The 13,021-nt window shown below is 64.0% G+C and carries 12 protein-coding genes; 4 read left to right on the top strand and 8 right to left on the bottom strand.

Annotated features, from left to right (window positions below):
• Positions 1-97 precede the first annotated feature (97 nt).
• The 7 genes from EPB08_RS11215 to EPB08_RS11185 all read right to left on the bottom strand — a co-directional run bounded on the left by EPB08_RS11215 (position 98) and on the right by EPB08_RS11185 (position 6,956).
• The gene (locus EPB08_RS11215) at positions 98-553 is read right to left on the bottom strand and encodes an REP-associated tyrosine transposase (RefSeq protein WP_130619181.1); all 456 of its coding nucleotides are present in this window, start codon (positions 551-553) and stop codon (positions 98-100) included.
• 147 nt (positions 554-700) lie between these two features.
• Positions 701-2,401, bottom strand: a complete 1,701-nt coding sequence (locus EPB08_RS11210) for a dipeptidyl-peptidase 3 family protein (protein ID WP_130619180.1) — start codon at positions 2,399-2,401, stop codon at positions 701-703.
• Between the two features lie 188 nt (positions 2,402-2,589).
• A complete protein-coding gene (locus tag EPB08_RS11205) occupies positions 2,590-3,792 on the bottom strand; it encodes an ABC transporter permease (RefSeq protein WP_130619325.1) in 1,203 nt (400 codons plus the stop codon).
• Between the two features lie 2 nt (positions 3,793-3,794).
• Complete coding sequence (locus EPB08_RS11200) at positions 3,795-4,529, bottom strand: ABC transporter ATP-binding protein (protein WP_130619179.1); 735 nt, start codon at positions 4,527-4,529, stop codon at positions 3,795-3,797.
• Positions 4,526-6,103 (bottom strand): alpha/beta hydrolase, encoded by a 1,578-nt coding sequence (locus EPB08_RS11195; protein WP_130619178.1) that lies wholly within the window; start codon positions 6,101-6,103, stop codon positions 4,526-4,528. The genes EPB08_RS11200 and EPB08_RS11195 overlap by 4 nt, the downstream gene beginning before the upstream one ends.
• Before the next feature lie 53 nt (positions 6,104-6,156).
• A complete protein-coding gene (locus EPB08_RS11190; RefSeq protein ID WP_130619177.1) occupies positions 6,157-6,351 on the bottom strand; it encodes a helix-turn-helix transcriptional regulator in 195 nt (64 codons plus the stop codon).
• Entirely contained in the window at positions 6,348-6,956 is a 609-nt protein-coding gene (locus EPB08_RS11185) for a hypothetical protein (protein ID WP_130619176.1), read from the bottom strand. Before EPB08_RS11185 ends, EPB08_RS11190 begins: the two co-directional genes overlap by 4 nt.
• Before the next feature lie 460 nt (positions 6,957-7,416).
• On the opposite strand from EPB08_RS11185, the gene EPB08_RS11180 reads away from it, so the two are divergent.
• From EPB08_RS11180 to EPB08_RS11165, 4 genes are all read left to right on the top strand, one after another.
• Entirely contained in the window at positions 7,417-7,974 is a 558-nt protein-coding gene (locus EPB08_RS11180; protein WP_165418486.1) for a fimbrial protein, read from the top strand.
• A 94-nt stretch (positions 7,975-8,068) separates the two neighbouring features.
• The gene (locus tag EPB08_RS11175; RefSeq protein ID WP_130619174.1) at positions 8,069-8,812 is read left to right on the top strand and encodes a fimbrial biogenesis chaperone; all 744 of its coding nucleotides are present in this window, start codon (positions 8,069-8,071) and stop codon (positions 8,810-8,812) included.
• Between the two features lie 116 nt (positions 8,813-8,928).
• Complete coding sequence (locus tag EPB08_RS11170; protein ID WP_130619173.1) at positions 8,929-11,571, top strand: fimbria/pilus outer membrane usher protein; 2,643 nt, start codon at positions 8,929-8,931, stop codon at positions 11,569-11,571.
• On the top strand, positions 11,535-12,644 hold the full coding sequence (locus tag EPB08_RS11165; protein ID WP_130619172.1) for a fimbrial protein: 1,110 nt from the start codon (positions 11,535-11,537) through the stop codon (positions 12,642-12,644). Before EPB08_RS11170 ends, EPB08_RS11165 begins: the two co-directional genes overlap by 37 nt.
• A 4-nt stretch (positions 12,645-12,648) precedes the next feature.
• Here the strand turns inward: EPB08_RS11165 and EPB08_RS11160 are convergent, their stop codons facing one another.
• Complete coding sequence (locus EPB08_RS11160; protein WP_130619171.1) at positions 12,649-12,996, bottom strand: hypothetical protein; 348 nt, start codon at positions 12,994-12,996, stop codon at positions 12,649-12,651.
• Between the last annotated feature and the right edge of the window lie 25 nt (positions 12,997-13,021).

The following is a 13,021-nucleotide window of genomic DNA, read 5'->3' as shown; positions in this document are numbered from 1 at the left end:
TGTTCTTCTGTGGGAGCGCACCCTGTGCGCGACACGTGCCATTAACCTGCCGCTTCGTTGGCTTGTCGCGCACAGGGTGCGCTCCTACAAACAGCCATCAAAGCCAGACGCAGTCCCAGTAGGGGTAGTCGAGAACATGACTGACCAGTCCGGCACGAAGCGGGTTGGCGACGATATAGCGAGCCACGGCGCGCATATCCTCATCAGCACGCACGGCGCGATCGTGATAGCCGCGATCCCACACAAGGCCCACCTGTGTGCAATGGAGCCGCTTCGCGGTGATGGATTTGAAGCGATTCATCACGGTGGACAGGTTGTCGCGCGCCCCTAGTTTCACGAGTCCATGCCAGTGATCAGGCATCAATACCCAGCACAGGAGTGTGGCGTCGCCCCAGCAAGAATCCTCGCGCATGCAGCGGGACAAGGCTCTTGCCGCTTCCACATTCCGGAAGAGCGGACGTCGATAGGCAGCAACGGTCGTAAGCAGATAGATCTGACCGGGAAGCGAAACGCGTCCGTGGCGCAATGAGCGATAGCCGAAGCGTGGAGTCATGGTCCGAACGTCGCATCGTTCGGGCCATGAACCTATCGGATAGAACGGAAGCTCAGGTAGGAAACTACCTGCGTTCTATTGGTCTCGACAACCTGACGCTCCGCAGTCGCGCACAGGGTGCGCTCCCACAGAGGTGGTTGAGGCAGCTCAGGGCTTAGCCAGACCCAGTACGTCCAACCCCTGATCAAACGTCACATCCACCGGAATCTTCGCCTGGTCCAGGCGCTTCAGGTCGCCCGCCAGCGTGGCGTCCACACTGCCCATGGTGTCGGTGAGCTTCTTCGCGGCATCGTAGTCGCCGTCACCCTGGATGGTGAGCAGCTTGGCCGACAGCGCGTTCATTGCCGCGGTCATCTTGTCGAAGTCCACGCGGTAGCGACCCGTAGTCGCGTCGCGGGTGAAGGCGCCCTGCTGCTGGAAGAAGTTGAAGCGCACCATGTTGGCCTTGGCGTGCGCGTCGCTGGCGCCGAAACGGACCGAGCGCAGGATGCCGGCAAGGAAGGTGACGTAGTTGTCCATCAACTTGGCCTTGTCCAGCTCGCCCTTGTCGGCCAGCTTGGTGACCATGTAGAGGCCGAGGATGTCGGCCTTGCCTTCTTCGAAGCTGGAGGCCTGGTCCTTCAGCGCGGTGCGCACCAGGCCCTTGTCGGTGAGCGTCTGCTTGATGCCCAGGCCATGCGCCACTTCGTGGAACATGGTGTTCTCGAAGAATGCATCAAAGGTGAGGTGCGACTGCTGGTCATCCGCGATCAGCGCCTTGGCGATCGGCAGCATGATCTTGTCGAACTTTGCCTGCATCACGTTTTCCAGCTGCAGGCGGCGCGTGCCCTTCTTCAGCTGCACTTCCTCATCATTGGGCAGGTTGATCGCGATGGTCTTGGCGCCGACGTTGGCATCGCCCGCGTAGTACACCGCGAAATAAGCGTTGAGGTCGGCGTCGGAACCCGGCTTCTCGGCCTTGTACTTGTCGTCTACCGGCAACTCGCGCTGCAGCTCGGGCAGGTACTTGGCGAAGCGAGCGAGCTTGGCGCTCCACGCCTGGTCCTTCACCAGCACGTAGCTTTCGTAGCTGGCCTTGTAGCCGTAGAGCTGGTCTTCATAGGTTTCGATCGGGCCGATCACGATGTCGACGGGATTGTTCTTCATCGACATCCAGGCGAAGTCGCTGGGGCGATAGTCATCGCTCTGCAGCGCGTCCGCGCGCTTCTTTAAGTAGCCGGCGAAATCTTTGTCGGACGAAAGATCGGCGGCCTGCCGCAGCAGACCGGCAGCGCGATCGAGGTCGGCCTTGTACGCCTCGTGATACGGCACGGTGACCAGCTTGCCCTGCGCATCGCGGCGCAGCAGCGTGTAGAGCCCGGTCTTGTCCTTGAGGTCGGCCTTGTCGAACTCTTCCTTGCTCATGTCAGCCGGGTAGAACTGGGCACCCGGCGGACGCGCGCCCACACCGGCGACGAACGGCTGGTCGTTGTCGAGGCGGTCCCACGGACCGTAGTTGATCTCGGCGAAACGACGGGTGACGTCGTCGGGAATGCGCGCCATCAGCGCCGCCTTGTCGCCCCACGACTGCTTCCAATAGATGTCGTTGGTGACGTCGGCCGCCTGCACCAGCAGCGCGATCATCTGCTTCTGCTTGTCGTCGAAGCCGGAAAGATCGGCCGTGAGCTTCACCGTGGCGTAGTTGGCCATGCGCTGCGCGGCGTTGTCGGCATCGGTGGACGGCGGCGGCACCGCCGGCACGGTGGCGGCCGGCGCCGGTGCGGGTGCCTGGGCCGTGCTGGCGTTGTCGTGCGAGCTGCAACCGGCGAGGGTGGCGACGAGGCCCAGGGCGAGCAGGTGGCGGCGCATGGCGAGTATCCCGGAGGGAGAAAACGCCATGGTACCGCGGGGGTGCTCCCTCTCCCCGCCGGGGAGAGGGTTGGGGTGAGGGGGCGATCTTGCGGTGACGTGGATCCGAGCCGGCTTTTATGGTGCTCTTTCGCGAGCACCCGCCCCTCACCTCAGTCCTCTCCCCGGAGGGGAGAGGAAGCCAAGCGTCACCCGGAAATCGCCAGGCGTTCCGACTGATACAGCCGCGCCGTCACCAGCACGCCCAGCGCCGCGGCAACCAGGCTGCCCAGCAGGCACAGGCCCAGTTGTTGCGGCTCCACGCCATCACCGCGAAGCAGCTGCATGATGCCCAGGTGCTGGCCGAGCAGCGGCACGGCGTACATCCAGGCCTGCGCCTTGATCGGCATGGTGGAGAGCAGGATGCTCGGGATCACCGGCACGAACATCAGCAGCGACACGTAGGTCTGCGCCTCGCGATAGCTCTTGGCGAACGCCGCCACCAGCGACTGCAATGCGGCCAGCAACACGATCAGCGGCAACATCAGCAGCAGCACGCGGCTCGCGAAGTTCAGGCCCAGGTCCAGCTCCATGCCGAGCTTCTCGGTCGGCAGGAAGCGTCCCACCACAGCGAAAGCCGTGAGCGAGATGAGCAGGCTCGCCGCCGAGAACACGCAGATCGCCGCCAATTTGCCGGCCAGGATCTTCCAGCGCGGCACCGGGTTGGCGAACAGCGGCTCCAGCGACTGACGCTCGCGCTCGCCGGCGGTGAGGTCAATCGCCAGGTACATGCCACCCATGAACACGGTGAGCACGAAGAAGTACGGCAGGATAGAGAACATCAGCGCCGCGCGCGCCTGCGCCGTGGCCTGGTCGCGTTTGGCGGCGATCACCGGCCAGGCCGTGCCGGGCGAAAGACCACGAGCGACCAGTCGCATTGCGCCCTGCTGGCGCGCATAGGTCTCCACCAGCTGGCTCACGCGTGCTACCGCCGTGTTCGCATCGCGCTGCGAGGAGTCGTAGATCAACTCCACCTGCACCGGCTCACCCTTGCGCCACGCGTTGCCGTAATCCGGCGAGATGCGCAGCACCACGTCAGCGTCCTGTTTGCGCACGGCCACTTCCGGATTGGCGATGGGCGGCTTCGGCACGATGCCGTCGACTTTCAGCGCGGCGATCAGATTGGGGGCGTACTCGGCACCGATCACGGGAACCGGCAGCGGCTTCTCCGCCTTGTCGAATTCGCGATTGAGCGTGATGTTGAGCAGCATCACCAGGATCAGCGGACCAAGCAGCGGGCCGGTGAGAAAGGCGCTGGTGAGTGTGCGGCGATCGCGCAGGTTTTCCTTCACTTCCTTGAGAAAAACGGTGAGGAAGGCGCGGGTGCGACCCAGCGACGCTCGGGTATTCATGTTCATGCGGCGAGTCCCTCTTCGCTGCCGATGATCTTCACGAAGGCGTCTTCCAGATTCGCCTCCCCGGTCTGCTCGCGCAGTGCTTCGGGCGATTCGTCCGCCACTACGCGGCCGTTGGCGATCACCACGATGCGATCGCACAAGGCAGCCACCTCCTGCATGATGTGGCTGGAGAACAGCACGCAGCGGCCCTCCGCCTTCAGCCGCAACATGAACTGGCGCAGCGCACGCGTGGCCATCACGTCGAGGCCGTTGGTGGGTTCGTCAAGGATCACATTGCGCGGATCGTGGATCAGCGCGCGCGCAATCGCTGTCTTCACGCGCTGGCCTTGCGAAAAGCCTTCCGTACGGCGATCGCCGATGTCTTCCATCTCCAGCGCCTGCACCAAGGCCTCGCGACGCATGGCCAGCAGATCCTCCGGCAGCCCGTGCAAACGCGCGAAGTAGTCGATGTTCTCGCGTGCGGTGAGGCGCTTGTAAAGGCCACGCGCGTCGGGTAGCACGCCCAGCTGGCGGCGCACGGCCAGCGCGTCCTGCGCGGCGTCGATGCCATCCACCAGCACCTGGCCGCGATCGGGCTTCATCAGCGTGTACAGCATGCGCAGCGTGGTGGTCTTGCCGGCGCCGTTCGGGCCAAGCAGACCGGTGATCTCGCCGTCGCGCGCCTTGAAGCTCACGCCGTCCACGGCCTTCACCGTGCCGAACGCCTTGTGCAAATCCTTTACTTCGATCATGGCGTGGCTCCGTTGAAGTCGATGAACATCGGCGTGGCACGCAGGCGATCGAGGCACTTCACGTCCAGCGCCTTGGGGTTCTGGTCCTCGATGAAGTGCTTGATGACCTGTGGCGCGCAACCGGCGTTCATCACGTTGTGCCCCTGGCCGGCGAGCACGACATGACGCGACTGCGGAAGGTTCTTCGCCACCTGCTCACCGTAGCGTGGCGGCGTCACCGGATCGAATTCACCCGATAGCAGCAGCACCGGCTTGTCGGTCTTCAGCGGCTGGTGGAAGTCGTCGGGACGCGTGCCCTTGGGCCACACCGAGCAGACGTTCTGCAGCGTGTCGATCATGCGCGTACCGAGGATGGTGTGCGCGTCCTGCGGACGCGGCGTCAGCAGGTCGGCATCTTCGCTGCAGATCACCGACAGCTGCATGCCGCCGTTCATGGTGTCCGACAGATCACCCGACAGCAGCTTGGCCTGGCCCAGCAGCGGACCCACGTCGCCATGCGCCGCCGCGTCGATGGATAGCGGCAGCAATGCCGCCGTGAGCGGGGTATAGGCGAACATGCGCACCACGCTGGCCAGCGACGCCTCGTTCAGCACGCGCTGCACCGTCTGGTAGTTCTGCGGATCGCGGAAGCTCACCGTGTGCGGATTGGCACGCAGTGCATCGCGCAGCTGGTACAGCGTCTGGTACGGATCGTTGAAGCGCTTTCGGCAAGCATCATTCGTTTCGCAGCGTGCGAACTGCGCTTTCAGCGCGGCGTCGAGGTTCTGCGCGAAGTCTTCGCCCAGCACCAGCTCGTTCGGCACGACGCCATCGAGCACCAGACTGCGCACTGCCTGCGGGTAGCGCATGGCGTACTGCTGCGCCATGCGCGTGCCGTAGGACACGCCGACGAGGTCGAAGGAGGGGGCGCCGAGCGCCTGGCGCACGTCTTCCAGGTCCTGCGCGGCGACGGTGGTGGTGTAGTAGCGCGGGTCGGCCTTGCTGGCGAGCACCTTGAGGCAGCGCTGGATGTCCTCGCGTTCCTTTTCGGGATGCGCGTCGAGGTCGTCGGCGCCGCCTTCCGTACCTGCGCTCTCTTCCTTGCAGGTGAGCGGGTTGGATCCGCCGGTGCCGCGCTGATCGAGCAACAGCACATGACGATGCGCGGTAAGCGGCTGCAGCGCAGTGGCTACGCCAGGCCACGACTCAGTGGCCGCCTGGCCGGGGCCACCGGCGAGCATCACCAGCATGTCCTTGCTGGCCACCTGCGCGCTGCTGCGGATCACCGCCAGCTTGAGCTTGATCTTGCGGCTATGCGGGTCGTCGCGGTTCTCGGGCACCTCGAACGGCGCGCACCACGCGGCGGTGGAGAGCCCACTGTTGGGCTGGCCCAGCTCGCACGGCGTCAGCGTAAGCGAGCCCAGCTGCCAGGTCTGCGGCTTGACCGGCCTGACCGGTGCCGCGGGAACCGTGGCTGCGGTTTCCTCCACCTCCGGCGATGCCGCCGTCCGTGCGTGGAAGTGACTCCATCCCAGCGTGGCGAGACCCACGGCCACGATGCCTATACGCAGGGCAGTTCGCCCATTGATTGCCATATCTGCCTACCCCTTCATCCATTTGGGTTGCACGTACTCGCGCCCATCGCCGCTCACGGCCCGGGCTCGAAGATCGATTCGATGGAAAGACCGAACAGCCGCGCGATCTTGAAAGCCAGCGGCAGGCTCGGATCGTACTTGCCGGTCTCGATGGCATTCACGGTCTGCCGCGACACATCGAGCCGCTCGGCCAGATCGGCCTGCGACCAGCTGCGGTCGTTGCGAAGCTCGCGGACGCGGTTGTTCATTCGGCCCGGTTACGGCAGACCAGCACGCAATGGGTCACGCCGTAAGCGATGCTCAGGGCCGGATAGACCAGCAGCAACGCCAGCGAGGCGTCCACGACGATGAGCTTTGCTGCCGCCAGGAAACCGAACACCATGCTGGCCACGCTCACGATGGCGACGCCGATGGCGAGCGCCTCGAGATGCTGGCGGCGTTCCAGTTCGTCGTGGCCCAGTACATAGCGGATCGAGGCGATGATCAGCCAGGCGATCGGCAGCACCGGCAGCAGTGCCGCCGCCACCTTCAGCACGCCGGGCTCCATGGTCTTCTGCAGCGGCCACACATAGAGCATGGCCAACATATAGATAAGCATCGCCGGCATGAATTCGCGGGCATAGCGGCGATCGACCGTACGGCTGCGCTCCCGGTGCATGGCGCGTCCGGCATGAATGGACAGCGGGATACCCATGGCGAGCGCCACCAGCCCCAGCACCCGCCACAGCCCGCCGAGCACGATCAGCCAGAAGCCACTGGCCAGCAGCGCACAGGTAGCCGCGAGGATCAGCCAGCGTCCCCACGCCGGCCAGGTATGCATGGGCGCCCAGCGCCCGGTGTCCACACTTCCCATGCCCTCATCCCCCTCCGCAGCGGACCTTGGGCCCGTCGCGACACATGTCAAGTTGACTTGACACTGAGGCTACGCCCAGCCACTCGATCGTGTCAAGCAACCTTTACACGGGGCAGGGGTTATCGGCAGGCACCGAACAAGCTTGAGGACTTTCGGCACCAATCGATTATGAAAATGTGACCCAATTTGCACATTTGCCCCCTCCCAAGGAGCGGGAAGTGACCCTTTATGGCTCACTTAAACATCACCCTTTATTAACAAATAAGTCTCACTTTCCAGCCAGACGGCCATTTTTGTGACCGAGTTCACATTGGCACGGGGGTTGCTATAGCGGAGGGAAGCGATCGGAGATCGGCCCGAAGAGGCACGAGCCAGTAGCGAAAGCGCAATCGGGGGGCGCTAGCCCGTGGTCCGGAAAGCGCACCAAAAACCGCTGTATCCAAATTCAAAGGACATGGGTATGAAGAAGCTTCTCCTCTCTGCTGTGCTCGCCGCTTCGTTCGGCGCCGTGGCACTCGCTCCGCAGTCGGCCCAGGCCGCCGACGGCACCATCACCGTCAGCGGCACCGTGGCCAGCACCACCTGCACCATCACCGGCAGCGCCGGCGTGGGCAGCGCCGTCACCGTCCAGTTGCCGACCGTGTCGACCAGCGCGTTCAGCACCTCGAACGTAGCCGGCCGCACCGCGTTCCAACTCAACCTGGCCAGCTGCGACCCCTCGCTCGCCAGCAAGACCGCCGTCAGCTTCTTCGATGGCGCCAACATCCAGTCCGACGGCAACCTGAAGAATATTGCGGCCACTAACCCCGCGGGCGGCGTCGAAGTCCAGCTGCTCAATGCCGACGACGCTTCGGCCATTGTGCTGAACAACCTGACGACGGCCACGCAGAACTCGCATGGCGCAACCATCACCGGCAACGCTGCGACCCTGAAGTACTTCGCGCAGTACTACAAGAGCGGTACGGTGGGCGCCGGTTCGGTCAACACGACCGTCAACTTCACCATCAACTACCAGTAAGTAAGACGCGCAGGCGTCTGCGGCCGCAATGGCCGCAGCGCCACGCGGTGGCAGGGGCCGCGGCGCCTCATCCCATTCGAGAGGCAACCCAACGATGGTTATCCGTGTTCGCTGCGGCCTGGTCGCGGCTCTGCTGGTGCTGTGCCAGTTCGCCACGCTCGCCCACGCAAGCGTGCAGGTCATCGGCACGCGCGTCATCTTTCCGGCCAAGGATGGTGAAGTCACCGTTCGCCTCACCAATGACAACAACCGTCCGGCCCTGGTCGAGTCGTGGATCGATCGTGGCGACGACCATTCCACGCCGGACAAGGTCGATACGCCGTTTCTGATCACGCCGCCCCTGTTCCGCATGGAGGCCCACAAGGACCAGAGCCTGCGCATCATCTTTACCCACGAGCAGCTACCAACCGACCGTGAGTCGGTGTTCTGGCTCAATGTGCTCGAGGTTCCGCCCAAGCCCAATGGTCCGGATGCGGAGCAGAACTATCTGCAGTTCGCGATCCGTTCGCGGCTGAAACTTTTCTACCGGCCATCGGGCCTGGCAGTCGAACCGGCCAAGGCACCGTCCCTGATGCGCTTTTCGCTAGTCACCGACAACGGCGGCTATGCCGTAGTCGTGAAGAATCCTTCGCCCTACTTCGTGAGCATCTCGTCGTTGGCGCTTGGCGCGAGCGGCAGTTCGTACTCGACCGAACCCGGCATGGTCGCACCAATGTCGGAGCTGAAGATGCCCGTGCACAACCTGAAGCAGGCACTACCTGCCGGCACGCCGGTCAACTTTGAAAGCATCAATGATTTCGGCGCTGCTTCGCCGACCTCGGCTGCGCTGGGTCAGTGACGGCAGGCTGCGCCAGCACGAATAGCGTTACGGCGCGATACCGGCTTGGTGCCTGCCGTCGACAGGCGCTCGGCCTGGCGGTGGCTTGCGCTCTGCTGGCAGCAGCGCCCTCGTGCGTGGCCGCCGCGTCACCGGCGTCTGCTCCGTCCTCCTCGGCCACGGCAGACGCCACGGCGGTGGAGTTCGACCGCAGCATGCTGTCCGGCGCCGGGCAGAACACCACGGACCTTTCGCGTTTCGAACGCGGTAATCCCGTCATGCCTGGCGCTTACCGTGTCGACGTCTATCTCAACAACGAATGGGTCGGTCGCCGCGATGTGCAGTTTGCTGCTCCGAGCCCCGACGCTAGCGCCCTGCCATGCGTGACTCCCGAACTGCTCAGGATGATGTCGCTCCCCAGGGACAAGCTTTCGGTTGACGCCCAAGCGGCGCTGGCTGACGGCACCTGCACCGACCTGACAGCGCTGATCCCCGGCAGCACAATCAAGTTCGACCAGTCGGAGCTGCGCCTGGACGCGACCGTGCCCCAGGCGTGGCTTGGCTACCGCCCGCGCGGTTACGTGAGCCCAGAGAACTGGGACGCCGGCGTAGCGGCCATGCTGCTGAATTACAACTTCAATGCCTATCACAGCACCAATGCAGGCATCAGTCAGACCAATGCCTATCTGGGCCTCAACCTCGGCGTGAATGTCGGCCTGTGGCAACTGCGCGAGGACGCCAACCTGACATGGCAGTCAGCGGCAGCCGGCCAGCCATCGCGCCGCCAGTGGCAGAGCATCGACACCTACCTCCGTCGCGCGCTGCCGTCCTGGCGAGCGCAGCTGACCGTGGGTGACGCATACACCAGTGGCGACATGTTCGACAGCATTCGCATCCGTGGCGTCAATGTCGGCACCGACGACCGCATGCTGCCCGATTCACTTCGTGGCTATGCACCCACCGTTCGTGGCGTCGCCGATACCAATGCCCGCGTTACGGTTCGACAGAATGGCGTGCAGCTTTACGAGACCACGGTGTCGCCCGGCCCGTTCGAGCTCAACGACCTGTATGCCACCGGCTATGGTGGTGACCTTCAGGTCACCGTTACCGAGGCCGACGGTCGAGTGAAGACCTTCAGCGTTCCCTACGCCTCCGTGCCCCAGCTGCTTCGCCCCGGTGTGATGCGATTCAACATCGCCGCCGGTGCCGTGAACGATGTGTCGATGGAGCACTCTCCCGCGCTGCTGCAGGCGACCATCCAGCGCGGCATGACCAACATGGTGACCGGCTATGGCGGCATCGTGGGCTCCACCGGCTACGCCTCCGCACTGGTCGGCGCCGCACTCAATACCCGTTATGGCGCACTTGCCATGGATATTACGGGTGCTCGGACAAGCATTCCGGGACAGTCGAGCATGACGGGCGAGAGCGTGCGCCTGAGCTACAGCAAGATCATCCCCAGCACCCAGACTTCGCTGTCGGTGGCCACGTATCGCTATTCGACGAGCGGCTTTCTCGGCCTGCGCGATGCCTTGCTGGCCCGCGACTATGCCCGCGGCGGGCTCTACGCGGCGGGCACCGACCCGCAGTTGCTGGCCAACCTGGACTCATTCGACCCGTATCAGGCCAACGTGCTCAACGCGGCCCAGCGACGCGTGCTGCTCGGCTACGACACAGTCAACCCGGCAACCAATCAGCTCTATCGCCAACGCAGCCGCTTCGACCTCTCGCTCAACCAGCAGCTCAACGGCCATGGTGCAATCTACGCCAGCGCCTCGGCGCTGGATTACTGGAACAAGACCCGCACCGACGTGCAATTCCAGGTCGGCTACAACAACTCGTTCAAGCGACTGGGCTACAGCGTCTCGGCGTCGCGCGTGCGCGACTCGCTGGGTCACTACGGCAACCAGTACTTCATCAATTTCACACTGCCCCTGGGTCATACGCCGCACTCGCCCAACCTGACTGCCAACCTCAGCCGTGACGCCAGTGGCGACATGCTGGAACAGGCAGCGGTCAACGGCATTGCCGGGCACGACAACCAGTTCAGCTACGGCGCCAACGCCTCCCACGGCGACAGCGCTGGCACGGCCGGCAGCCTGTATGGCGGCTATCGCTCCTCCTATGCGCAGCTCAATGCAAGCTACGGTAGCGGCAGCGGCTATTCGCAGGCGTCATTCAGCGCGAACGGCGGCGTGGTCGCCTATCCCGGCGGCATCAGCTTCGGTCAGCAGATCGGCGATTCGGTGGGCATCGTGGTGGCGCCGGACGCCGCGGGTGCGCAGGTCTCCAGTACGCCCGGGCTGCGCGTGGACCGCTCCGGCCACGCACTGGTGCCCTTTCTCACGCCATACGCGCTCAACACCGTAGAGCTCAATCCGAAGGGCCTACCGCTGGATGTGCAGCTTGAGGAAACGAGCGCGCAGTCCGCTCCGTATGCCGGCGCGGTGGTATTGCTGAAATTCAAGACCAGCAGCGGCCGCAGCATGATCGTGAAGGCGACCCAGGCCGACGGCCAGGCGGTTCCATTCGGTGCAACCGTGACGGATGAGAAGGGCCAGATGCTGGGCGTCGTCGGCCAGGCCGGCCAGATCCTGGTGCGGGGTGTCAATGATGCGGGTGAACTCAGCGTGCGCTGGAACGATGATGACGGTACAGCCCACGGCTGCTCGTTCCCCTATGCGATGAAAGCGCGCAAGAAGGGCGACGGCACGGCCGTCGCCTTTGAACAGCTCGAGGCCGCATGCAAGCCGGTCGCGATGGCGAGGAGTGGTACATGAAAACGGACAAACATGGCTCGATGCGATTCATGCGCTGGTCGACTGCAATCTTGCTGTTGCTGTTCCTGTGCTGGAGCCCGTCGCTGCTCGCGGAAAACTGCAGCAGCTCAAGCCCCACCATCAACCTTCCCGATTTCACCGTGAAGACCACGGACCCGGTCGGTACGCTGCTGGGCTCGGCGCAGAGCGTGTCCGTCACCTTCTCTTGTACGGGGCTTCCGGTCAGCGGCAACTCCCAATACGCATACACGGCAACGATCCAGGCAGGCAATCTTGCGCCAGCCGATCCACTCGACAACCCGACCGGGAATGCCGGCATCGTCTTTGCCACGAATGTTCCCGGCATCGGCGTGAAACTCACTGCAACGCCGGTCCAGGCGTCCGACAACGCGTGTATCCGCTGCGGCCCCAACAGCTCGCGGGGTTTTGAACCGGGGGCGGTAACCGTCCCATCGTCAACCAACCTCGGGACAGGCTCTGGCACCGTTTCCGAAAGGTTCACCGCGCAATTCATCAAGACCGGGACGGTGACGCCAGGTATCGCAGTCACCAGCCTTCAGCTGATGCAGTTCGCCTGGTACATCTATGGTATCGGCGCGACCCAGCCCTACTTCGCGTCGCTGAGCATTGGGAACGCCAATGTCACTACCATTGGCTGCAGCGTGTCGATCGCTTCGCAGAATCTCAACGTCAACCTGCCCACCGTGGCGCTCAAGCTGTTCACGGGCGTCGGGTCCAAGGCGGGTGCCACGCCGTTCTCGATCGACCTCTCGTGCCAGCCCGGCACCAAGGCTACGGTGACCATGAGCGCCACCAACGCGAACACGACGACGACCGGGGTGATCAACAATGCGACAACCATTACAGGCAAGACCCCGGCCACCGGCATTGGCGTGCAGCTGACCAACACATCAGGTACCGGCGTGAATGTCCGAGGTACCGCCCAGACTGCCGTCACCGCCACCGGCCAGGCCCTGTCGCTTCCCTACGTGGCGCAGTACTACCAGACGGCCGCGACTACCAAAGCCGGTGCCGTACAGGCCGTCATCACGTTCACCATGTCCTATCAGTGACGTTTTATTCGAACGTCTGGGTAATCAGACGCGCTTCTCCGGGGGCAACGCCGGCCGAAGCCAGGTAACCGGCGAGATACGCCACCAGTCGGTCGGATGCTAGCTCGCCACCAGCAAGTGGCGAGTTGGCAAGTACGTAAGGCGAAGCCGTGACGCCTTGCGCATCGGGCTGGCTCTCACCACAGCGATGCCAACGGCTACCTTGAGACGGCTGGTCCATGTCCGGACCGCAGGTCGGCGCAGCGATCATCCCGTTAAAGGCCATCGAGCCTCCCGCGGCACGCACGTCGCGTGCGCCCAGCGCCAAGGCGACGGCAACAACCACCCAGATAAAGCGATTCCAGCCCTTCATAAACGGCCCCTTCCGTACCCCAGGG

Source organism: Dyella amyloliquefaciens (assembly GCF_004296575.1).
Classification (GTDB): Bacteria; Pseudomonadota; Gammaproteobacteria; order Xanthomonadales; family Rhodanobacteraceae; genus Dyella; species Dyella amyloliquefaciens.
This window is presented reverse-complemented; position numbering and strand designations above follow the sequence as displayed.